At 67.5% G+C, this 20391-nt stretch carries 21 protein-coding genes; 8 read left to right on the top strand and 13 right to left on the bottom strand.

Annotation, left to right across the window (positions count from 1 at the left end; all coding sequences use genetic code 11):
• Positions 1 to 66 precede the first annotated feature (66 nt).
• Positions 67 to 1293, top strand: coding sequence for a cytochrome P450 (locus AC5Y7V_RS14915; protein WP_499880810.1), 1227 nt, complete (start codon positions 67 to 69; stop codon positions 1291 to 1293).
• Entirely contained in the window at positions 1290 to 2447 is a 1158-nt protein-coding gene (locus AC5Y7V_RS14910) for a Zn-dependent alcohol dehydrogenase (RefSeq protein ID WP_499880809.1), read from the top strand. The genes AC5Y7V_RS14915 and AC5Y7V_RS14910 overlap by 4 nt, the downstream gene beginning before the upstream one ends.
• Here the strand turns inward: AC5Y7V_RS14910 and AC5Y7V_RS14905 are convergent.
• The 7 genes from AC5Y7V_RS14905 to AC5Y7V_RS14875 all read right to left on the bottom strand — a co-directional run bounded on the left by AC5Y7V_RS14905 (position 2444) and on the right by AC5Y7V_RS14875 (position 7808).
• Entirely contained in the window at positions 2444 to 3175 is a 732-nt protein-coding gene (locus tag AC5Y7V_RS14905) for an SDR family NAD(P)-dependent oxidoreductase (RefSeq protein ID WP_499880808.1), read from the bottom strand. The two genes, AC5Y7V_RS14910 and AC5Y7V_RS14905, sit on opposite strands and share 4 nt — an antisense overlap.
• Complete coding sequence (locus AC5Y7V_RS14900) at positions 3172 to 3621, bottom strand: VOC family protein (protein WP_499880807.1); 450 nt, start codon at positions 3619 to 3621, stop codon at positions 3172 to 3174. Before AC5Y7V_RS14900 ends, AC5Y7V_RS14905 begins: the two co-directional genes overlap by 4 nt.
• 82 nt (positions 3622 to 3703) lie before the next feature.
• Entirely contained in the window at positions 3704 to 4252 is a 549-nt protein-coding gene (locus AC5Y7V_RS14895; RefSeq protein ID WP_499880806.1) for a YceI family protein, read from the bottom strand.
• A gap of 99 nt (positions 4253 to 4351) precedes the next feature.
• Positions 4352 to 4561, bottom strand: a complete 210-nt coding sequence (locus AC5Y7V_RS14890; RefSeq protein WP_499880805.1) for a dsRBD fold-containing protein — start codon at positions 4559 to 4561, stop codon at positions 4352 to 4354.
• 146 nt (positions 4562 to 4707) lie between these two features.
• Positions 4708 to 5535, bottom strand: coding sequence for an SDR family NAD(P)-dependent oxidoreductase (locus AC5Y7V_RS14885; protein ID WP_499880804.1), 828 nt, complete (start codon positions 5533 to 5535; stop codon positions 4708 to 4710).
• 18 nt (positions 5536 to 5553) lie between these two features.
• Entirely contained in the window at positions 5554 to 6774 is a 1221-nt protein-coding gene (locus tag AC5Y7V_RS14880) for a cytochrome P450 (RefSeq protein ID WP_499881028.1), read from the bottom strand.
• 11 nt (positions 6775 to 6785) lie between these two features.
• Complete coding sequence (locus AC5Y7V_RS14875; RefSeq protein WP_499880803.1) at positions 6786 to 7808, bottom strand: LLM class F420-dependent oxidoreductase; 1023 nt, start codon at positions 7806 to 7808, stop codon at positions 6786 to 6788.
• An 87-nt stretch (positions 7809 to 7895) separates the two neighbouring features.
• On the opposite strand from AC5Y7V_RS14875, the gene AC5Y7V_RS14870 reads away from it, so the two are divergent.
• Positions 7896 to 9392 carry an acyl-CoA carboxylase subunit beta gene (locus AC5Y7V_RS14870; RefSeq protein WP_499880802.1) on the top strand — a complete coding sequence of 499 codons (1497 nt, stop codon included), beginning with the start codon at positions 7896 to 7898 and terminating at the stop codon, positions 9390 to 9392.
• Positions 9393 to 9464: 72 nt separating this feature from the next.
• Here the strand turns inward: AC5Y7V_RS14870 and AC5Y7V_RS14865 are convergent, their stop codons facing one another.
• The 5 genes from AC5Y7V_RS14865 to AC5Y7V_RS14845 are packed head-to-tail and all read right to left on the bottom strand — an operon-like array spanning position 9465 to position 14084.
• On the bottom strand, positions 9465 to 10508 hold the full coding sequence (locus tag AC5Y7V_RS14865) for a TIGR03857 family LLM class F420-dependent oxidoreductase (RefSeq protein WP_499880801.1): 1044 nt from the start codon (positions 10506 to 10508) through the stop codon (positions 9465 to 9467).
• Positions 10505 to 10885 (bottom strand): nuclear transport factor 2 family protein, encoded by a 381-nt coding sequence (locus AC5Y7V_RS14860; protein WP_499880800.1) that lies wholly within the window; start codon positions 10883 to 10885, stop codon positions 10505 to 10507. The genes AC5Y7V_RS14865 and AC5Y7V_RS14860 overlap by 4 nt, the downstream gene beginning before the upstream one ends.
• Positions 10885 to 12003, bottom strand: coding sequence for an alpha/beta hydrolase family protein (locus tag AC5Y7V_RS14855; RefSeq protein ID WP_499880799.1), 1119 nt, complete (start codon positions 12001 to 12003; stop codon positions 10885 to 10887). Before AC5Y7V_RS14855 ends, AC5Y7V_RS14860 begins: the two co-directional genes overlap by 1 nt.
• 19 nt (positions 12004 to 12022) lie before the next feature.
• Positions 12023 to 13642, bottom strand: a complete 1620-nt coding sequence (locus AC5Y7V_RS14850; RefSeq protein WP_499880798.1) for a flavin-containing monooxygenase — start codon at positions 13640 to 13642, stop codon at positions 12023 to 12025.
• Entirely contained in the window at positions 13632 to 14084 is a 453-nt protein-coding gene (locus tag AC5Y7V_RS14845; protein ID WP_499880797.1) for a nuclear transport factor 2 family protein, read from the bottom strand. The genes AC5Y7V_RS14850 and AC5Y7V_RS14845 overlap by 11 nt, the downstream gene beginning before the upstream one ends.
• Before the next feature lie 83 nt (positions 14085 to 14167).
• Here AC5Y7V_RS14845 and AC5Y7V_RS14840 point away from each other — a divergent pair, with 83 nt between their 5' ends.
• The 4 genes from AC5Y7V_RS14840 (at position 14168) to AC5Y7V_RS14825 (ending at position 18123) form a co-directional block, all read left to right on the top strand.
• A complete protein-coding gene (locus tag AC5Y7V_RS14840) occupies positions 14168 to 15160 on the top strand; it encodes a Rieske 2Fe-2S domain-containing protein (RefSeq protein WP_499881027.1) in 993 nt (330 codons plus the stop codon).
• Complete coding sequence (locus AC5Y7V_RS14835) at positions 15157 to 15774, top strand: cysteine hydrolase family protein (RefSeq protein WP_499880796.1); 618 nt, start codon at positions 15157 to 15159, stop codon at positions 15772 to 15774. Before AC5Y7V_RS14840 ends, AC5Y7V_RS14835 begins: the two co-directional genes overlap by 4 nt.
• Positions 15771 to 16385: a PaaI family thioesterase gene (locus AC5Y7V_RS14830; protein ID WP_499880795.1), complete on the top strand. Its 615-nt coding sequence runs from the start codon at positions 15771 to 15773 to the stop codon at positions 16383 to 16385. The genes AC5Y7V_RS14835 and AC5Y7V_RS14830 overlap by 4 nt, the downstream gene beginning before the upstream one ends.
• A gap of 85 nt (positions 16386 to 16470) precedes the next feature.
• A complete protein-coding gene (locus AC5Y7V_RS14825; protein WP_499881026.1) occupies positions 16471 to 18123 on the top strand; it encodes an acyl-CoA synthetase in 1653 nt (550 codons plus the stop codon).
• Between the two features lie 3 nt (positions 18124 to 18126).
• On the opposite strand, the gene AC5Y7V_RS14820 is transcribed toward AC5Y7V_RS14825, so the two are convergent.
• Entirely contained in the window at positions 18127 to 18957 is an 831-nt protein-coding gene (locus tag AC5Y7V_RS14820) for an SMP-30/gluconolactonase/LRE family protein (RefSeq protein ID WP_499880794.1), read from the bottom strand.
• A 215-nt stretch (positions 18958 to 19172) separates the two neighbouring features.
• Between AC5Y7V_RS14820 and AC5Y7V_RS14815 the strand changes: the two genes are divergently transcribed.
• Positions 19173 to 20369, top strand: coding sequence for a cytochrome P450 (locus AC5Y7V_RS14815; RefSeq protein WP_499880793.1), 1197 nt, complete (start codon positions 19173 to 19175; stop codon positions 20367 to 20369).
• Positions 20370 to 20391 lie beyond the last annotated feature (22 nt).

The following is a 20391-nucleotide window of genomic DNA, read 5'->3' as shown; positions in this document are numbered from 1 at the left end:
TATTATGATAGCGATATTCCCTCGGCACACGTATCCGCCCTTACCGGTGGCTCAGGAGGAGCGCGAATGACGCTCGGCACGGACCCGGACGGCCAGCCCGTCACCCTCGACCTCACCGGGGAAACCAGCCCCTACCCGTTCTTCGAATACATGAGGCGCACGGATCCGGTCTGGCACGGTTCCCTGGCGGACCACTCGCAGATGCCGGAGGAGCTGCGGCCGAACGACGAATGGGTCCTGTTCGGCTACGACGGCCTGTTTCAGGCGTTTCGCGACGACCGCGTCTTCACCTCGGCGAGCTACGACAAGACCATTGGATTGGTGATGGGCCACACCATCCTTGCGATGGGCGGCAAGGAACACCACGACCATCGCAGCCTGGTGGCCAAGGCCTTTCGGGCCACCGCGCTGGAACGGTGGGAGCCGTCGGTCATCGGGCCGGTGTGCGACCGGCTGATCGACGAGATCAAGAATGAAGGCCACGCCGACCTCGTCAAGGCGCTCACGTTCGAATTTCCCACCCGGATCATCTCCGTGCTGCTCGGGCTGCCCCCTGAGGATCTCGACATGTTCCGGCGTTTGTCGCTCGACCTGATCTCGATTCCGACCGACATCGTGGCGGGGCTCAACGCGGCGGCGGAGCTGCACGGCTACTTCCTCGATCAGGTGGAGCAGCGGCGCCGCAAGACCACCGACGACATCATCGGCGACCTGGTGGCCGCGGAGATCGACGGCGAGAAGCTCAGCGACGAGGCGATCATCGCGTTCCTGCGCCTGCTGCTGCCGGCCGGCCTGGAAACCACGTATCGCTCGTCGGGCAACCTGCTGTACCTGCTGCTGACCCACCCCGAACAGCTGGCGATGGTCCAGCGGGACCGGTCCCTGATCCCGGCCGCGATCGAGGAGGGCCTGCGGGTGGAAACTCCGCTGACGATGGTCATGCGGACCACCACCCGGGAAATCGAGATAGGCGGCAAGGCAATCCCGGCCGACGCCCAGGTCGACATGTGTATGGGCTCGGCCAACCGGGACGAAAGCCGTTGGCCCGACCCCAACACCTTCGACATCCACCGGCCGCGTCACGCCCACATCGCCTTCGCGGCCGGCATCCACATGTGCCTCGGCATGCACCTGGCGCGGCTGGAAACGAGGGTCATGCTGAACAGCCTTTTCGACCGGGTCAAGGATCTGGCGTTGCTGCCCGACGACGGAAGCGGCGAGGAGTCCCGTATCGTCGGGCTCACCTTCCGGTCGCCCAACAAGCTTCCGGTCACCTTCGCCCCGGCCGCATGAGAAGCCGGGCCGCGATCCTGCACGACGTCGGCGGGCCGTGGTCCGTCGAGGAATTCGAGTTGGACCCGCCGCGCGCCGGCGAGGTGCTGGTTCAGCTGGCCGCGGCCGGGTTGTGCCACTCCGACGACCACATCCTCAAGGGCGACATGTCGGCGCCCAACGAGGTGATGCGATCCCTCGGCCTGCCGACCATGTTCCCGATGATCGGTGGCCATGAGGGGTCGGGCATCGTGCGTGAAGTCGGGCCGGGCGTAACCGATTTCGAGCCGGGCGACCACGTGGTGATGTCGTTCGTCGCGGTGTGCGGGCAGTGCCGCTGGTGCGCGACGGGCGTCGAGTACCTCTGCGACGTCGGCATCGGCACCATGATCCCGGGGATGCCCACCGACGGCACCTTTCGCCACCACACCGCCGACGGTCGAAACCTGGGCCACATCGCCAAGGTCGGTGCGTTCGCGCAACACACGGTGGTGTCGACGAATTCGCTCGTGAAGATCGAGCCGCACCTGCCGCTGGCGCCCAGCGCGCTGCTGTCGTGCGCCATCCCGACCGGCTACGGTTCCGTCGCGAACCGCTCCAACATGCGCGCGGGCGACACCGTCGTCGTGATCGGCGTCGGCGGCATCGGCACCGGCGCGATCCAGGGCGCCCGGATCAACGGCGCCGCACAGATCGTCGCCGTGGATCCCGTTGAGTTCAAACAGAAATCGGCGTTGCAGTTCGGCGCGACGCACAGCGCCGCAAACGTGGCCGAGGCTTTGGACCTGGTGCGCGGCCTCACCTACGGGGTGATGGCCGACGCCGTGGTGGTGTCGCCGTCGCTGATCACCCCGGAGGACGTGCGCGACGCGGTGCAGCTCACCCGCAAGGGCGGGACCTGCGTGCTCACCGGCATGACCTCGCAGTTGACCCGGTCGGTCAAGATCGACCTGCAGGACTTCATCCTGATGAACAAGACCCTGGCGGGCACCATATTCGGCTCCTGCAACCCCAAGGCCGACGTCGCGAGGCTGGCCAGGCTCTACGAGACCGGGCAGCTGCACCTCGACGAGATGATCACCAGGCGCTACGACCTCGACGAGATCAACGACGCCTACGACGACCTCCTCAACGGCAAGATCGTCCGCGGCATCATCGACTACGGGATCAGTTAGTCCTTGCGGCCCATCACCCGCTGCATCTGACCGTACGCGTCGATCGGGCTGTGCAGCGCCAAGCCGCCGTCGGCGTGCACGACTTGGCCGGTCACCCAAGGCAATTCCAGGACTCCGACGATCGCCCCGGCGACGTCGGCGGCCTCGCCGAGGCGCCCGAACGCCGTCCGCTCGGACAGGCCTTCGACCCAGCCCGGGAGTTGCTCCGGTTTCGCCAGCATCGGTGTCCGCGTGACGCCCGGCCCCACGGCGTTCACCCGGACGCCGTGCACGCCCCATTCCACCGCGGCGACCTTCACCAGCATGTCCACGCCGGCCTTGGACACGCAGTAGGCGCCCATGTCGCGGTCGGCGAGGGTGCCGCTGATGCTCGAGACCGCGACGATGGAGCCGCCCACGCCGGCGTCGATCATGGCCCGCGCCCCGGCGCGGATGGTCAGCCAGGTGCCGGTGAGGTTGACGGCCAGCACCCGTTCCCAGTCCGAGGGTTGCTGCTCGAGCAGCATGCCCGACGCTCCGACTCCGGCGCAGGTGACTATCCGGGTGGGCACCCCGTGGTCGCGCACGGTTTGCTCCATCGCCGCCGACACCGCGTCGGGATCGCTGACGTCGCAGGCGATGTCGCCGCCGGACAGGTCCCACACCACGACTGCGTGACCCGCCTCGCGCAAACGCGCGGCGACCGCACACCCGATCCCCGACGCGCCGCCGGTCACCAGCGCCGTCATCGCGGGGGCCCGATCAGCTCGACGAGCACCCCGTCGGGCGCCGTGATCACCGCCATCGGGACCGTCTTGCCGCCCGGGGCCGGCACGCTGATGCGACGGACGCCGTCGGCGAAACCCAATGCCGCCAAGGTGGTGAGCGTCTCTTCGACCTCGCGCTGCAGGGAGAGCAGGAAGAAGCCGTGCCGCGGCCCTTGGGGAGCGCCGGGGGCGTCGTCGGCGTCCGGGCCGCCCTCGAAGACGACCAGTTCGACGATCCCGGTGTCGGGCGTCTGCGGGTCCCCGAGGAATATCGAGCGCAGGCGATCGGTCTTGGCGCCGAACAGTTCCGGCCAGTCCCCGCTGAAGGTGTGGTCGAACAGTTCCGCGAAGCCCAGGCCGTCGCGCCAGAACTTCGTCGAGCGTTCGACGTCCGCCGTGCAGATCGCGGTGTGGTGAATACCCGGCATGCGCCCACACTAGGCTTTTCTGCAGCCGCCGGGCCGATCATTCGACGTGAATTCCCGGCCCGGCGTCCTCCGCAGCGCGGTGTCAGGCCTGCTTGAGCGCCTCGATCTCGAGTGTGACGGTCACCTTGTCGCCTACGACCGCGCCTCCGGTTTCCAGCGGCAGGTCGATGTCGATGCCGAAGTCCTTGCGGTTCAATATGACCGAGGCCTCGAAGCCGGCGACTTCGCCGTGGCCCATGCCCGGATTCACACCGTAGAAATCGAGGTCCAAGTCGACCGGTTTGGTCACGCCCTTGATGGTGAGGTCGCCGCGGAGCACGTAGCTGTCGCCGTTCGACTCCACCGAGCTGGAAGTAAATGTCGCGACGGGGAACTTGTCGACGTCGAAGAAGTCGGACGACTTGAGGTGGGCGTCGCGTTGGCCGTTGCCGGTGTTGACGGAATCCACCGCGATCTCAGCCCGGACCGACGGCGTGCCGTCGTCGGCGATCACGATCGCGCCGCTGAAGTTGTCGAAGCTGCCTCGTACCTTGCTGACCATCAGGTGACGTACCGAGAAGTTGATCGACGAGTGCACCGGGTCGATCGCCCACGTGCCGGAGGTGACCTGAGTCGTTGCGGTTGCAGTCATGTTTTCCGTCTTTCCTGTTCGGGGCGACGGCCTGCCCGACGCCCTTCGCAGGAGCTAAGCGGACTGTAGTCCGAATTTATTCCCGGGATCTACCGGCGCTCAGTTGGTGGCGCGGGAGAGCGCGGCAACCTGGTCCGCCAGGTCCGACAGCGCCCGGGCGGTCGCCAGTTCGTGTCGGGCTTCCCGCGCCAAACGGTCGGCCGGATGACGGTAAGCGACGCCAACCCCGGACATGTGCGAATTACCCCACTCCAGCTCGACCTTCGCACACGTCCTTCCGTGGTGCTCGTCGATCGCTAGCGTGATCATCGGGTGCGTTGCAGAATTCGTGCGACTGGCGTGGTACATATGCGAATCATGCTGCGGGACAGAGCCACTTTCACGTTCATCGACCGGCGCGCCGCATACTGGTGACTTTGGTCCCGCCCGCGACTGCGAATGGCACTTCGCGGTGCCTAGGAGATCTTCGCCGTCGTGCGATCCCACAGCTCGCGGGCGAGGTCGGCGTCGTAGGCAACGCGGCCGGCTCTCCCGATTTTGCCCTTCGAGTAGTACTCGCCGGACGTCCAATCGACCCCGGGGGTGCTCGACGCCAACCAGACCAGCTGGTCGGCCGCCTCGTCGGCGGTGGCGGTGAGCCGGACCATCAACGGCACGTGGTACTTCATGAACACGAGGAACCGTGAACCCGATGCCTCACCGAAGTTCGAGTTGACAAATCCCGGGTGAAACGTCGCGGCCGACAGCCCGCGGTCATGATATCGGCGATGTAATTCCCTGGTGAACAAGACGATTGCCAGTTTGGTGAGGGCATAGGCGGTGCTGGGCCTGCGTCGGGCCGTGTTCTCCAAGTCGGTGACGGTCGCGCGGCGAAGCAGCTTGTGTGACGAGCTGGTCGTGTTGACGACGGCGGCGCGGGACTCGACAAGCACGTCCATCAGCCGCGTGGTCAGCAGGAACGGCGCGAGGTAGTTGACCTGGAAGGTCATCTCGTAACCGTCGCCGGTCGTCTGGATCGTGGTGAACATGCCGCCGGCGTTATTGGCCAGCACGTCGATGCGCGGATACGCCGAGCGGATCTTGTCCGCCAACGCCCGCACCTGCGACAGGTCGGCGAAATCGGCCACGAAATGGTCCGCGCCCAACTCGGCGGCCACCGCCGCGGTCTTGCGGGGCGACCGGCCGACCACGACGACATTGTCGCCGCGCTGCCGCAACCGGCGGGCCGCCGCAGCGCCGATGCCGTCGCTGGCACCGGTGATGACGATCGTCCTGCGCGCCACAGCCTCGAGGCTAGGGAATCAGGTCAGCGAGTAGCGCACCGGCAGGTGTTTGAGGCCCCCGACGAAGGTGGTGGCGGTCAATTCCGGGTCGCCGGTCAGCTCAATGGACTTCAGCCGGGGCAGCAGCTCGGAGAAGAAGCTGTTGACCTCCATGCGGGCCAGCGCCGCGCCCATGCAGAAGTGCACGCCGTAGCCGAAGGCCAGGTGCTTGTTGGGATCGCGCCCGACGTCGAAGCGGAAGGGGTCGTCGAAGACGTCCTCGTCGCGGTTGGCCGACACGTAGGACAGCAGCAGCGAATCCCCTGCGGCGATGGGGATTCCGCGCACGGTCGTGTCGCTGGCGGCGGTCCGCATGAACTCCTTGACCGGGGTGACCCAGCGGATCATCTCCTCGGTGGCCAACGGCATCAGGTCGAGGTTGTCGCGCAGGCGCTGACGCTGGTCGGGGTTCTCGATGAGCGCCTGCATGCCGCCGGAGATGGTCGCGCTGGTGGTGTCGTGACCCGCGGTGGCGACGATCAGGTAGTAAGACACCGTGTCGACGTCGGACAGCGGTTCGCCGTCGACGCGGGCGTTCGCGATCGCCGACGAGAGGTCCTCGGTCGGGTGCTCGCGGCGCGCCGCGGTCACCGCGTTGAAGTACTCGAACATGTCGAACAACGCGGGCAGCTGGTCCTCGTTGGTGGTGCCGCGCTTGAATTCGGAGTCTTCGCTTCCGAACAGCTCCTGGGTCAGTTTGAGCATGCGGGGAAAGTCGTCCTCCGGCAGCCCCAGCAGCGACATGATGACGTAGAGCGGGTAATTGACCGCGACGTGCTGAACGAAGTCGCATTCGGGGCCGGCGGCCATCATCTTGTCGACGTAGATCTTGGCCAGCTCGTCGACTCGAACCTTCAACGCCCGCATCGCCTTTGGCCGAAACCAGTCGGATCCGATCGCACGCACCACCCGGTGCTGAGGGTCGTCGAGGTGGATCAGGGTCCGCACGCCGGCGGCGATCGCCTGCTCGTCACCCTCCAGCGTGGTCAGGACCGGGCGCGGCCAGTTGGTGAACAGCATGTTCTCGCGCTCGATGTCCATGATGTCGGCGTGCTTGGTGATCGCCCAGAACGGCTTGTAGTTCGGCACCTCGACCCACGACACCGGGGCGTTCGCCCGCAGGTGGGTCAGCGCCGCATGCAATCGCGGTTCGTCGGTGTAGGCCAATGGATCTGTCAACAGCTTGGCGGCGTCATCCATCGTCGGCGTGCTCACTGGCGGAACTCCTTCATTGCGGCGCTGACACAGTCTTGCGAGGCGGTCATGAAGATCGGCAGGACGCGATCGACCACGTCCGTGCAGCGGTTTTTCAGGGCGGCACCGACCTCGGCGACCGGGCCGACGACGGCGAAGGTCGCCAGCATCTCGTCGTCGATCAGCGACCCCATGGCGTCCCACTCCCCCTGCTTGGACAGCCGGTTCAGCTCCTCGTGCAACTCGCCCCAGCCGTGCAGCTCCAGCACCTTGCGGTAGGCCGGAGTCGATCCGTAGAAGGCGATCTGCTTGCGCACGGCGGCCGTGGCCGTCCGCAGCTCGGCGTCGGTCTCCCCGGTGGCCACCAGCACCTCGGCCGACAGCTCGACGTCCGTGCGGGCGCGGCCCGCTCGCTGCAGGCCGCGCAGCAGCGCCGGGGTGGTGACCTCGGTGATGTACCGCTTCGACACCATCGGGTGGCCCAGGTGGCCGTCCGCGACCTCGCCGCACATCTCCGTCATCGCTTCACCGACCGCGGCGAGGAACACTTTCGGCGGTGGGTAGGGCGCGGGCTCGGGCGTGAACATCGGGGTCATGATCTTGTGCGTGTAGAAGTCGCCCTCGAACGCAAGCTTGGTGCCGTCGCGCCACGCGGCCCAGATCGCGTGGAGCGCCGAGACGAATTCCCGCATCCGGCGCGCCGGATGGCTCCAGGGCATGCTGAACCGCTTCTCGATGTGGGGCTGGATCTGGGTGCCCAGACCGAGGACGAACCGGCCCCCCGAGTACGCCTGCAGGTCCCAGCCGATGTTCGCGACGATCATCGGATTGCGGGCGAACGCCACGGCGATGTTGGTGCCGACTTCGAGCCGCGACGTGTGCTCGGCGGCCAACAGCAGCGGCAGAAAAGGGTCGTGACTGGTTTCGGCGGTCCATCCCCCGTCGTACCCCTGCTCTTCCAGGGCTCGGGCGGCGCCGGCGGCCCGCGCCAGCTGATTGGGGATGCCCCCGTCGATCTTGAGGCGAGGGCCGTCAGGCATGCGGGTAACTTTACAGTAAGCAATCCAGTATGTGACCCTGCACGTGTAGCGGCGATCGAGAGATCTCCCATGAGGTAGGACATAGGCATGACGAAACCCCCGGATTGGCAGGAGACGCTCGAGGACCTCGACCGTCGCCGGCAGCGCGCGTGGGGCATGGGCGGGCCCGAACGCCTCGACAAGCACCGCGGCAAGGGCAAGCTCGACGCCCGCGCGCGCATCGAGCGGCTCGTCGACCCGGGGACGTTCCGCGAAATCGGCACGCTGGTCGGCGGCGAGATCGCGGCCGACGGGCTGGTCGTCGGCTCGGGTTTGATCAACGGTTCGCCGGCGATGTTGGGCGCCGAGGACTTCACCACCATGGCCGGCAGCATCGGACCCGGCGGCAACGCGAAGCGCTACCGCATCGCCGAACTGGCGCTGCGCGACAAGACTCCCCTGGTGATGCTGCTCGAAGGCGCCGGCTTTCGTCCCGGCGGTGGACATTACGGTCGCACCCCGACCGACCTGCTGTCCCAGGCGCAGTGCTCGGGCCGGGTACCGACCGTCGCCGCCGTACTCGGCCCCTCGGCCGGACACGGCGCCCTCGTCGCCCCGGTCTGCGACTTCCGGATCATGAGCCGACAGGGCGCGATCTTCACGGCCGGGCCGCCGGTCGTCAAAGAGTCGACCGGAGAAGAGATCTCGAAGGAGGACCTCGGCGGGCCCGGCACCGCCCTGCCGAGCGGGGTGATCCACAACGTCGCCGAGGACGACGAGGCCGTGATCGCCGAGATCCGCCGCTACCTGTCGTATTTCCCGCCGAGCGCGTGGTCGTACCCGGCCCCGCTGCCGCCCGACGAGGACACCGCGCCACGCCCGACGCCCGAACTGCTCGACATCGTCTCCCGCGACAACCGCCGCGTCTATGACATGCGCGCCGTGCTGGACGTGGTCTTCGACCGGCCCGACTGGTTCGAAGTCCAGCCGCAGTACGGCAAGGCGATCATCTGCGCGCTGGCCCATCTCGGGGGCCACCCGGTCGCGGTGGTCGCGAATCAGCCGAACGTGCTCGCGGGCTCCATCGACGCGGCCGCCGCGGACAAGGCCGCGCATTTCATCCTGGTGGCCGACTCGTTCCACCTGCCCATCGTGTTCCTTGCCGACAACCCCGGCATGCTGCCCGGCAGCCGGTCCGAACGCAGCGGCGTGCTGCGCGCCGGTGCGCGGATGTTCGCCGCGCAGACGGCAGCCACCACGATCAAGCTGCACGTGACGCTGCGCAAGGCGTACGGATTCGGCTCAATGGTGATGTCGCTGCTGGGTTTCGACCACCAGAGCGCGACGTTCGCCTACCCGGGCGCGACCATGGGCGCCATGAGCGCTGCGGCGCTGGGCCGGGCGACGCACGCCGATGAGGACATCACCGTCAAGCTGCGCGACGCCGAGTTGCAGGCGTCCTATCGCTCGGCCGAGCACCTGGGGTTCGACGAGCTCATCGATCCCCGCGAAACCCGTGACGCCCTGCTGGCTTCGCTGCGTCGTGCGCTGTCCAGCCGTCAGGCCGCGGCCGAGCCGGTCAGCCGGACCGTCATCCTGCCGTAGCGCTCTTCGCGAGCGAGCGTGTTTGTACGCGACACGCCCTTCTAACGTGACATTCTGCGCACCCTCGCGGACCTAGCCCCCGGCCCGATAGGCCGTGACCACGGGCTCGAGTTCGTCCGGCGTCGCGCCGTGCATGATCACCGCGTCAGCCCCGTAGTCGAACTCCTTGCGGATGCGGTCCACGCACTGGTGGGCCGAACCCGTGGCCGACGGTTCCAGCCACTCATCGGGGATGAGCGTCGCGATGTGTTCGATCTGCTCGGGAGTGGCCTTGTGATCGATCCCGCCCGCGATCGACGTCACCACCGGGTCCTCCCGAAAACGCTTCAGCACAGCGGGATTCCACTCGTTGGTCTGCACTAGCAGGTCGCCATACCCCTGCAGATAGGTGGCCAGGCGCGCCACCGTCTTCTTGAGCCGCAACGCTTCGGGCAGGTGGTCGCCGACCGTGGCGAAGCACGACCACACCCGCACGGTGTCCGGGTCGCGGCCCGCCTTCTCCGCGGCCGACTTCACCGTCGCCACGCAGCGCTGCAACGTCTCCGGGGTGAAGTAGGTGTGCAGGATGACGTCGTCGAACACCCGGCCGCCGAGCGCGAGGGTGTTCGGCCCGAACGCCACCAGCGCCAGGCGAATGTCCTCGTCGAAGTCCGGGTCCAGAAACAGGATCGGATACTTCCCCATCGGGCCGTCGTGGTTGAAGATCAACTCGCCGTGCCACAGCCGGCGCATGACCTGGGCCCAGTCCTCCATCTGGGCGGTGGTCACGGCCGGGATGCCGAACGCCCCGTAGATCGCGGCGATGCCGCGGCCGATGCCCAGGGTGAATCGCCCGCCGGAGAGCCGATGCATGGTGGTCGCCCACGATCCGGTTATCAGCGGATGACGGGTGTTGTGATTGGTTGCGGCGGTGGCGATCTGCATCCGGGTGGTCACCGCGCACGCCGCGCCGACGAGCGACGACGCCTCCTTGACGTTCCAGCGCTCGGAGATGAACGCGGTGCCGAAGCCCAACTCCTCACCGCGGCGGGCCTCGTCCATCAGGGTCGCCGGCCCCTCGCCGCCGGCCCCGGCCAGCAGGTAGTACCCCAATTCGTCAAGCGCGCGCTCGGTCAATTCCAAACCCCTTGCTGGTAGCCGCAATTCCAGACCTCGGTGATCCTGCCGCCGACGACGCGGAACACCTCGATGCTGCCGACGTTGGTTTCGGTGCCGTCCTTGGTGGTCATCGACGAGTCGTAGACGATCGCCACGTGCTCGCCGTCGCCCCCCTCGACGACGATCTTGAGGTCGAAGCGCAGCGAGTCGAACAGCGCCAACATGTCTGCCACTCGCTGCACCGCCTGAGCGTGGGTCAGCGTATGCGCCTCGTTGACCTCGTGCCGAATGACTTTGTCGCCCAGCAACTCCTCGGCCAGGTCGAGATTGCGCTCGTTCCACACCACCAGGTTGTAGAGCTCAACAACTTCGCGGGCCGTCCGGGCGCCCGCCATCACCCGGCCACCTCTGCCAGGAAGCGTTCGGTCACCCCGAGCACGCGGCGGGAGAACACGTGGCCGACGTGGCCGCCGTCATACCAGTACAACTGGCCGCCCCAACGCTCCTGCAGCGCGACCGCCGGCTCGCGCATCGCCATCCGGTCGTGCCAGGCCCCGACGATCAGTCGACGGTGTGGTGGCGGCGCCGGGTCGGCCCGCAACGGGTCGATCACCGAGGTCAGCTTGGCGACCTCCGGCGAACCCAGCACCTCGCGGAACCCCGCACGCGACTGCCCCCAGCGTCCCAGGTGCCGCGCGATCATCGCGTTGAGCCCCAGGATCGGGGTGTACAGCGCGACCGCGTCGATCTGCCTCTCCAGGTGGGAAACCAGCGCGGCCACCGGGGTGCCCATCGAAATCCCTGCCACCACAACGGCGGTGGCCTGCGGCTGCACCCAGCGCACCACGGCGCGGACCTCCGAGACCGACCGCATCATGCCCGCGACGTTGCCCAGGGGATCGACGTCCGGGTAGGCCGGCCATTCCCGGCGGCGGCTGCCGTGGCCGGGCTGCACCGGCATCGCGACATTGAATCCCAGCGTGTGATGTATCCGGCCGATCCGGGACAGCAACAGGTCCTCCGTGCCGCCCTGGCCGGCGCCGTGCACCCAGACCAGCCAGGGCCTCGGGCCGTCGCGATGCCGGCACAGGTGCACCACCGCGCGGGCCGGCCCGCCGAAGCCCTCGGCCTCCAGCGTCGGCGGCAGCCCCGGATCGTGTTCGAACATCATCCGCTCGTATTGCAGTCCGCCGATCCGCCGCGGCCGTATCGACGTGGCCCGCAACGGCTTCGGCGCGGCGTGCGCCCCGTTGATGCCCAGTGCCGACAGTTCCTCGGCCGCCGCGCTGCACGCGTCCACCGGACGCATCTCCGCCGGGCCGCCGGCCAGCAGCGAAAAGCCGCTCAGCACAAGCTCGTCCAGCATGACTTCACCGAACTGACGTACGCCCCGCGGGGACGCCGGCGCCCACCCGGTGGATTCACGCAGGCCGGTGACCGTGCGGGGCAGCAGCATGCCCATCTCGCGGGCCAGCTCCTTGGAGAGGCCGAGTCCGCGCGTCGCCCATGACATACCGATCACCTCGCCACGGCTAGGTCAGCTTGAAACCGGTGTATCCGGCCGCCGCGGTCTCGTCGCAGCGGCGCCGGTATTCGGGGATTCCGCCGGTATAGCCCATGTACATCCGTTTCTTGCCGGGCACGTTGCCACCGTTGTACCAGGAATTGCACGACGGGTGCACCAAAACCGTCGGAGCCACCAGCGCGGTGGTGTGGTCGATCCACTCCTGCTGGGCGGTGGGCAGGGCCTCGATGGTGCGGATGCCGTTGGCGCGTAGGTATGTGATGCAGTCGCCGATCCATTCCACGTGCTGTTCGAGCGCGGGCACGAAATTCGTTGCCGCGCTCGGGCTGCCGGGGCCCTGCACCGTGAACAGGTTCGGAAAGCCGGCAACCGCCAAACCGAGATAGGACAGCGGTCCCTGGCCGGCCCAGAATTCGCCGAGCGACATGCCGCCACGGCCCCGGATGTCGATGCGGCTGAGCGCGCCGGTCATGGCGTCGAACCCGGTGGCGTAGACGATCACGTCGAGTTCGTGTTCACCCCGTTCGGTGCGGATGCCGGTCGGTGTCACCTCACGGATTGGCGCCTTGCGCAGGTCGACCAGGGTGACGTTGTCCCGGTTGAACGTCTCGTAGTAGCCGAAGTCGATGATCGGGCGCTTGCAGGCGAAGGGGTGACCCGGCACCAGGGCGGCCGCGGTCTGCGGGTCCTTGACGATCCGGGCGACCGCCTCGCCGTACAGCTCGGCCGCCATCCGGTTGGCGTCGATGTCGAAGAAGATGTCGCCCCAATTCAGTGCGCCCATCACGCCGTTCTCCTCGATGGCCCGCAACCGCTCCTCGCGCGTCGCCGACTTCAGTGGCGGCTTGCCGAGCATCCCCAGCAGCACCGAGAAGGCGCTCAGCCGCGCCGCGCCGATCGGGTGGGCCCGCTGGGCCGCCCGGATCTCGCCGTAGCGGGCCTTCATCTCGTCGAGCTCACCGGGCTCGAACCGCCGCACCTCCCAGGGCAGGGTGTATGCCGGAGACCGCTGGAACACGCAGAGCTGCAACGCCTCCCGTGCCACGACCGGGATGAGTTGGACGCCGGTCGAACCGGTGCCGATGACGCCGACGCGCTTTCCGGCGAGGTCGATGCCCTCCTTCGGCCAGCGGCTGGTGAACAGCGACGTTCCGGTGAAGGTGTCCATCCCCGGGATGTCGGGCTCCAGTGGCACCGACAGGATTCCGGTTGCGGCGATGACAAACGGGGCGATCAAGCACTCCCCTGCCGCCGTTCGCACCACCCAGGTGCCGTCGTCGTCGTCGAACGTCATCGCGACGACCTCGGTGTCGAACTGGATGTCGCGGCGCAGGTCGAGCCGGTCGGCGACGAAGTTCAGGTAGGCCTCGATCTCGGCCTGGGCCGGCATCGACTCCGTCCATACCCATTCCTGCTGAATCTCGTCGGAGAAGCTGTAGGAGTACTCGATGCTCTCGATGTCACAGCGCGCGCCCGGATATCGGTTGAACAGCCAGGTGCCGCCGACGTTTTCGGCCTGCTCCAGCACGCGGGCCCGCAGTCCGAGCTGCCGCAGCCGGTGCAGCATGTATAGCCCGGAGAATCCGGCGCCGATCACGAGGGCGTCCAGGCGCGCGTTATCCGCCATCGCCGCCGCTCACCTTCAGGATGGTTCGGGTGAGGTGCAGCGTCTTGATCCGCCACGTGCCGTCCCGCTTCTCGTAGGTCTCGTGGTAGTGACCGGCGCCGTGCAGCTCGCGACCGTCGCTGAAGACAAGCAAGTCTTCCATGGCCCAGATGCCGGTTGCGGTGGTCGCCGAGGTGAGGCTGATCTCCGGGGTGTGGCAGTGATGCATGGTGGCCACGTTCTCCAGGCCGCCCATCACCATGGGCACGAAGTTGTCGACGCCCTGAAGCGGCGGCGCCGTCTTGGGGTCGGCACCGCCCGCGGATACCGCCATGTCCAGGGTCACCACTAGGTCGGGGGCGAACACGGCGCGCCAGGACTCGACGTCCTTGGTGTCCAGGAACCGGCAGTAGCGGGCCTTGAGCTGCCGGATCGATTCCAGCTCGTCAGCCGCTTGGTTCATCTGTCTCCTTGTGGCTTACCGGCCGAACTGCTGAAATCTATACTGTAACGGACTTAGTATCAACGATCATGGGAGACGCCGGCGTGAAAGTGCCTTTCACCTGGAAAGTAACCGGCTGGTTCATGGTCGGCTGGTCACCCGAATTCCCGGTCGGCGAGGTGCGGCCGCTGCACTACTTCGGCGAGGATCTGGTCGCCTATCGCGACGAGCAGGGCGAGCTGCACGTCCTGGAAGCGCACTGCAAACACCTCGGCGCCCACATCGGCCACGGCGGCAAGGTGGTCGGCGACTGCGTCGAGTGCCCGTTCCACGGTTGGCGCTGGGGCCCCGACGGCACCAACCGCTACATCCCCTATCAGCCGGACCGGCCCAACCGTGCACTGCGGCTTCGGGTGTATCCGGTCCGCGAGCAGCACGACTGCGTCTTCATCTGGCATCAGCCGGACGGCAAGGAGCCGCAGTGGGAGATGCCCGACATCTTTCACAAGTTCCCACAGTTCGAGACCGACCCGGCGGCCTATTACCGGGCGTACCCAGAATTCTCCCGGCGCGCCGAGCGCGAACCGGTGCACCCGCAGATCGTGGCCGAGAACGCGCCCGACAGCGCGCACTTCGAATACGTCCACCACGCCACGGTGACGCCCCGGGTGCTGGACTGGAAGATCGTCGAGCACGAGTGGCAATTCATCGCCGGTTGGCCGGACGCCGGCAGCGACGACCCCGAGGATCTCGCGCTGCGCTTCCACAGCCACCTGTTCGGCCTGGGCGGCGCGATCAGCGTCTTCGAGGGGGCCCAGAATCATCGGCTGATCTTCACCTGCACGCCGGTCGACGACGAGTGCTCGGACCTGTTCTACTCGATCTGGTGGCCGCGCGTCCCGGGCGATGACTCCGACGTGCCGGAGGGCAAGCTGCGCGAGGTGATCGAAAGGCAGTTCCTGTCAACCGTTTTCGACGACCTACAGATCTGGCGCTACCAGCGGTACGTGGAGCACCCGCCGCTGTCCAAGGTGGACGCGAAAGGCTATATGGCGCTGCGCAAGTGGGCCACGCAGTTCTACGAAGTGCCGGCATGATTGCACTCGACGACCTGGTGGCGCCCGGGCACACCGCGATCGTCACCCAGGAATGCCAGGGCGCGGTCATCGGCCCGAACGCCGGGCTGGCGGTGCTGGCCGAGGAGGCGCGCCGCGTCGCCCTGCCGAACATCGTGCGGCTGTTGCCGGGCGCGCGGGCGGCCGGGGTGCGCGTGGTGCACTGCCTGGTGCGGCGCCGGCCCGACGGGCTCGGCTCCAACCACAACGCAAAGATCTTCGCCATCGGCGGCGGAGACGTCGGCATCACGCCGGGCACCCCCGGGGCGGCCCTGCTGCCCGAATTGGGTCCCGAGCCAACCGATCTGGTGCTCAGCCGCTGGCACGGCGTCGGGCCGATGGGCGGCACCGACCTCGACGCGGTGCTGCGCAACCTCGGGGTGTCCACCATCGTCGTGGTGGGCGTCTCGCTGAACATCGCGATCCCCAACGTCGTGATGGACGCGGTCAACGCCGCCTACCGCGTCGTCGTGCCGAAGGACGCCGTGGCGGGCATGCCCGCCGAGTACGGCGAGGCCGTCATCGCCAACACCCTGTCGCTGCTCGCGACCATCACCACGACCGACGACCTGCTGCAGGCATGGAGCAGGCCATGACCGACACCGCGCCCGGGGTTCAAGGCGGATTCCCCGAGATCAAACCGGCCGAGCACGCGCCGCCCGGGCTGGGGCGGTTCGTCGCCGCGATGCGCCGCCTGCAGGACCTGACCGTGTCCACCAACAGTTCGATGTGGGCCACCGCGGCCGAGCACGTCGAATGCGCCTGCGCGCTGCTGGACGGGCACCAGGTGCCCGAGGGTGTGGCACCGGGCGGGCGGGTCCTCGAGCTGCCCGGGCTAGGACACCCGCTGCTGCCGCCATGGCTGGTCACCGAATCGGGGCCGGACGGCGTCATCATGCACGGACACTTCACCCGCTCCCATGTCGGCGGCAACAACGCCGTGCACGGCGGCATGATCCCGCTCTTCTACGACTGGCTGTTCGGCATGGTCGTTTCGACCGCCGGCGTTCCCCCCACCCGAACGGCATACCTGCACGTCGACTACCGCAACATCACCCCGATCGACGAGCCGCTGAGCGCCCAGGGCCGGATCTCGAACGTCGACCGCAGAAAATTCTTCGTGGCCGCTAGCATGACGGCAGCCGACGGCACACTGCTCAGCGAAGCCAACGGCCTGATGGTTCGCCTGCTACCCCACCAGCCGTGAGAGAGACACAGTCGGGCGAGCAGACGCAGAATCGCACTGGGCGACTCTCGCTGGTGCGATTCTGCGTCTGCTCGGCGGAAAGGAAATAGTGGACACCGCAACACAATTCACCGTTCCCGCCGTCGCGACGGCCGTGGCCGGGGCCATCCCCGACCGCGACCTGGTGATCCGGGGCGAACGGCGCTACAGCTACGCGCAGCTTCTCGACCGGGCCAACCGGCTCGCCACCTACCTGCGCTCGCGGGGCCTGGGGTGCCACACCGACCGCCGCGCGCTGGCCGGACACGAGGCGGGCCAGGACCTGCTCGGCCTGTACGCCTACAACGGCAACGAATTCGTCGAGGCGCTGCTGGGCGCGTTTCAGGCGCGGGTCGCCCCCTTCAACGTCAACTACCGCTACGTCAAGAGCGAGCTGCAGTATCTGCTGAAGGACGCCGGCGCGACCGCCCTGATCTACCATGCCGCGTTCGCGCCGCGGGTGGCCGAAATCCTGCCGGACCTGCCGCAGCTGCGGGTGCTGATCCAGATCGCCGACGACTCGGGCAACGACTTGATCTACGGCGCGGTGGATTACGAGACGGCCCTGGCGTCGAGTTCCCCGGAACCTCCGCCGCTGCAGCACTCCCCCGATGACCTGTACGTCCTGTACACGGGCGGGACGACGGGGATGCCGAAGGGGGTGCTGTGGCGCCAGCACGACATCTTCATGACGTCCTTCGGCGGACGAAACCTGGTGACGGGCGAGCCGTTCGGCTCGGTCGACGAGATCGTCGCGGGGGCCACCGCGGGTTCGGGCACCAAGTTGATGATCCTGCCACCGCTGATCCACGGTGCGGCCCAGTGGAGCGTGATGACCGCGATCACCACCGGGCAGACCGTCGTATTCCCTTCCGTCGTCGACCATTTCGACGCCGAAGACGTCGTCCGCACCATCGAGCGTGAGCGGGTCATGACGGTGACGGTGGTCGGTGACGCGATGGCGCGGCCCTTGGTCGCGGCCATCGAGAAGGGGATCGCCGACGTGTCGTCGTTGGCGGTGGTCGCCAACGGCGGCGCCCTGCTCACCCCGTACGTCAAGCAACGACTCATCGAAGCGCTGCCCAACGCGCTGGTCATCGATGGCGTCGGGTCCTCGGAGACCGGCGCGCAGATGCACCACATGTCGATGTCGGGGGCGGTGTCGACCGGCACCTTCAACGCCGGGCCCGACACCTTCGTGGCGGCCGAAGACCTCACCTCGATCCTGCCGCCGGGCCACGAGGGCATGGGCTGGCTCGCGCAGCGGGGCTACGTTCCGTTGGGCTACAAGGGCGATGCGGCCAAGACCGCCAAGACGTTTCCGGTGATCGACGGGGTGCGGTACGCGGTTCCCGGCGACCGCGCCCGCCACCGCGCCGACGGCGCCATCGAACTGCTGGGCCGCGATTCGGTGACGATCAACTCCGGCGGCGAGAAGATCTTCGTCGAGGAGGTCGAAACGGCGCTCGCGTCGCACCCGGCGGTGGCCGACGTGGTGGTCGCCGGGCGGCCGAGCGAGCGTTGGGGACAGGAGGTCGTTGCCGTCGTCGCCCTGGCCGAAGGCGCAAGCGCCGACACCGACGAGCTGATCAAACACGCCGGCGAGTCCCTGGCCCGCTACAAGCTTCCCAAGGCGATCGTGTTCCGCCCGGTGATCGAACGCAGCCCGTCGGGCAAGGCGGACTACCGATGGGCGCGCGAGCAGGCGGAGAACGGCTGACGGCTACGCCGACGGCCGGATTCGCAACAGTGCCTGCTGGTACGAGGCGGTCACGAGCAATTCGTCCGCGGAGTCCGGTCCCAGGCACACGTTGGTCGGCAGCGCGCCCTCGGGCAACACCACCGCATCCAAGGTCTCGCCCGTCTCGCCGATGAGCTCGAGCCGGTCCGCGCCCGTCAGCGCCACCCAGGACGCTCCGTCGTCCCGGACCACCATTCCCGCCGGCCATGCCCACTCGAAGGTGCACACCACCTCGCCCGCATGACCATCGAGCGAACCCCCCGCTGCGATCGGATAACGCACGATCTGCGCGGGGGACGTCGCGGTCACCAGCAGCCGCGTCGAATCCGGGCTGAAACCAAGGCCGTTGATCCACACCGGCCCGGATTCCAGGATCAACTCCGTTGCGCCGGAGGCGGTATCGACGGCCCACACCCACCCCCGCTTGCTTTCGTCGGGATTGAAGAGTTCCATCTCGGCGCGGGTGTCGGTGACCCAAAGTTTTCCGTCGGGCCCGAACATGAGATCGTTCGGCGCGTCCATGCCTTCGGCGAGGTAGTCGACCCCGCCATCGCGGATCACCTGCACCCCGGCCCGGGCCGCCTCGTCGGAACCGAAATTACCGCCGTTCTGGGCGACATAGATGGACCCGTCGGATCCGCTGCACAGACCGTTCGGGCCGCCGCCGGTGTCGATCCTTTCCCGTGCTCCCCCGTCCGGGTCCATGATGTACACGCAGCCGTGGCTGACCGAGGCCACCGCGACCCTGCCGTCGGGCAGGCAGACGGGCCCTTCCGTGAATCCCAAACCGTCGGCGATCATTTCGATCGTCATCAGGTCACCTTCTTCGGCGGTGAACAGCGAGGGCGGCCGAGACCCAAGAAGCCGTGGGGATCATGTTACGGAAGACGTCGGCGATGCCGCCATAGATCCCGCTGGTCGCGTATGGGATACGGAACGAGGCGAGCCCCCATATTGTCTACTGTAATAATTACAGTACGATCTTACGCAAGGACAGCCTGTTCCTGCCGAAGATGCTGGAGATCTAGGTGACGACCAACGTTCAAACGAGTGACGAGACCGTCAGCCTGCGTGACCCCTACCCGTTTTTCGCTCATCAGCGGCGGCAGGCCGGCGTGTTCCGCGGGAGCGTCATGGACTACTCCAAGACACCCGAGTCGCTGCGGCCCAAGCGCGAATATTCCGCGGTGTCGTTCGACGCGGTGAACACCGTGTTCCGCGACGGCCGGGTGTTCAGCTCGGCACCGTACGACAAGACGATCGGCCTCTTCATGGGGCCGACCATTCTGGCGATGGAGGGAAAGAAGCATCGCGATCACCGCAACCTGGTGTCCGCCGCGTTCAAGTCCAAAGCCCTTGCCCGGTGGGAGCCCAGCATCGTGCGGCCGATCTGCGACGCGCTGATCGACGAGTTCATCGACACCGGCGAAGCCGACCTCGTCCGGCAATTCACCTTCGAATTCCCCACCCGCGTCATCGCCGAACTGCTGGGCCTGCCGGCCGAGGACCTGCCGATGTTTCGCAGGCACGCCGTCGCGTTGATCAGCTACCACGTCAACTACGAGCGCGCGTTCGAGGCGTCGGCGGCGCTGAAGGATTACTTCGTCGAGCAGATCGAGCAGCGCAAGTCCAAGCCCACCGAGGACATCATCGGCGACCTGGTCACCGCGGATATCGACGGCGAAAAGCTCAGCGACGAGGCGATTTACTCCTTCCTGCGTCTGCTGCTGCCCGCCGGGCTGGAGACCACGTACCGGTCGTCGGGAAACCTGCTGTACCTGTTGCTCACCCATCCGGACCAGTTCGCGGCCGTGCAGGCCGACCGCGAGCTGCTGCCCCATGCGATCGAGGAGGGGCTGCGCTACGAGACGCCACTCACCACGGTGCAGCGGTTCACGACGCAGGACACCGAGCTCGAGGGCGTCGAGATCCCGGCGCGTGCGGTGGTCGGCGTGTGCATGGGTTCGGCGAACCGCGACGAGCGGCGCTGGGAACGTTCGGAGGAATTCGATATTTTCCGCAAGCAGTTGCCGCACATCTCCTTCGCGGCGGGCGAGCACACCTGCCTTGGTCTGCACCTGGCGCGGCTGGAGACCCGGGTCGCGGTCGGCTGCCTGCTGGATCGGTTGACCAACTTCAGCCTGCTGACCGACGGCGACCCCCACATCCACGGCCAGCCCTTCCGGTCGCCGACGGCGCTTCCGGTGACGTTCGAGGCGAAGTAAGGTCCCGACAATGATCAAGGTG

The sequence above is a fragment of the Mycobacterium sp. NGS34 genome (assembly GCF_059812845.1).
The sequence above is the reverse complement of the archived record's forward strand: the minus strand, read 5'-3'. Positions and strand labels throughout refer to the sequence as shown.

Bases quoted from the DNA above. Each gene is read 5' to 3' on its own strand.
- AC5Y7V_RS14860 (WP_499880800.1), bottom strand. From the start codon at position 10,885: ATGGCGGGCGCCCGGACGGCCCGCGAAGTTGTTGAGCTCTACAACCTG.
- AC5Y7V_RS14855 (WP_499880799.1), bottom strand. From the start codon at position 12,003: ATGTCATGGGCGACGCGCGGACTCGGCCTCTCCAAGGAGCTGGCCCGC.
- AC5Y7V_RS14915 (WP_499880810.1), top strand. From the start codon at position 67: ATGACGCTCGGCACGGACCCGGACGGCCAGCCCGTCACCCTCGACCTC.
- AC5Y7V_RS14845 (WP_499880797.1), bottom strand. From the start codon at position 14,084: ATGAACCAAGCGGCTGACGAGCTGGAATCGATCCGGCAGCTCAAGGCC.
- AC5Y7V_RS14890 (WP_499880805.1), bottom strand. From the start codon at position 4,561: ATGATCACGCTAGCGATCGACGAGCACCACGGAAGGACGTGTGCGAAG.
- AC5Y7V_RS14850 (WP_499880798.1), bottom strand. From the start codon at position 13,642: ATGGCGGATAACGCGCGCCTGGACGCCCTCGTGATCGGCGCCGGATTC.
- AC5Y7V_RS14830 (WP_499880795.1), top strand. From the start codon at position 15,771: ATGACCGACACCGCGCCCGGGGTTCAAGGCGGATTCCCCGAGATCAAA.
- AC5Y7V_RS14900 (WP_499880807.1), bottom strand. From the start codon at position 3,621: ATGCCGGGTATTCACCACACCGCGATCTGCACGGCGGACGTCGAACGC.
- AC5Y7V_RS14880 (WP_499881028.1), bottom strand. From the start codon at position 6,774: ATGGATGACGCCGCCAAGCTGTTGACAGATCCATTGGCCTACACCGAC.
- AC5Y7V_RS14895 (WP_499880806.1), bottom strand. From the start codon at position 4,252: ATGACTGCAACCGCAACGACTCAGGTCACCTCCGGCACGTGGGCGATC.
- AC5Y7V_RS14835 (WP_499880796.1), top strand. From the start codon at position 15,157: ATGATTGCACTCGACGACCTGGTGGCGCCCGGGCACACCGCGATCGTC.
- AC5Y7V_RS14870 (WP_499880802.1), top strand. From the start codon at position 7,896: ATGACGAAACCCCCGGATTGGCAGGAGACGCTCGAGGACCTCGACCGT.
- AC5Y7V_RS14820 (WP_499880794.1), bottom strand. From the start codon at position 18,957: ATGACGATCGAAATGATCGCCGACGGTTTGGGATTCACGGAAGGGCCC.
- AC5Y7V_RS14910 (WP_499880809.1), top strand. From the start codon at position 1,290: ATGAGAAGCCGGGCCGCGATCCTGCACGACGTCGGCGGGCCGTGGTCC.
- AC5Y7V_RS14875 (WP_499880803.1), bottom strand. From the start codon at position 7,808: ATGCCTGACGGCCCTCGCCTCAAGATCGACGGGGGCATCCCCAATCAG.
- AC5Y7V_RS14905 (WP_499880808.1), bottom strand. From the start codon at position 3,175: ATGACGGCGCTGGTGACCGGCGGCGCGTCGGGGATCGGGTGTGCGGTC.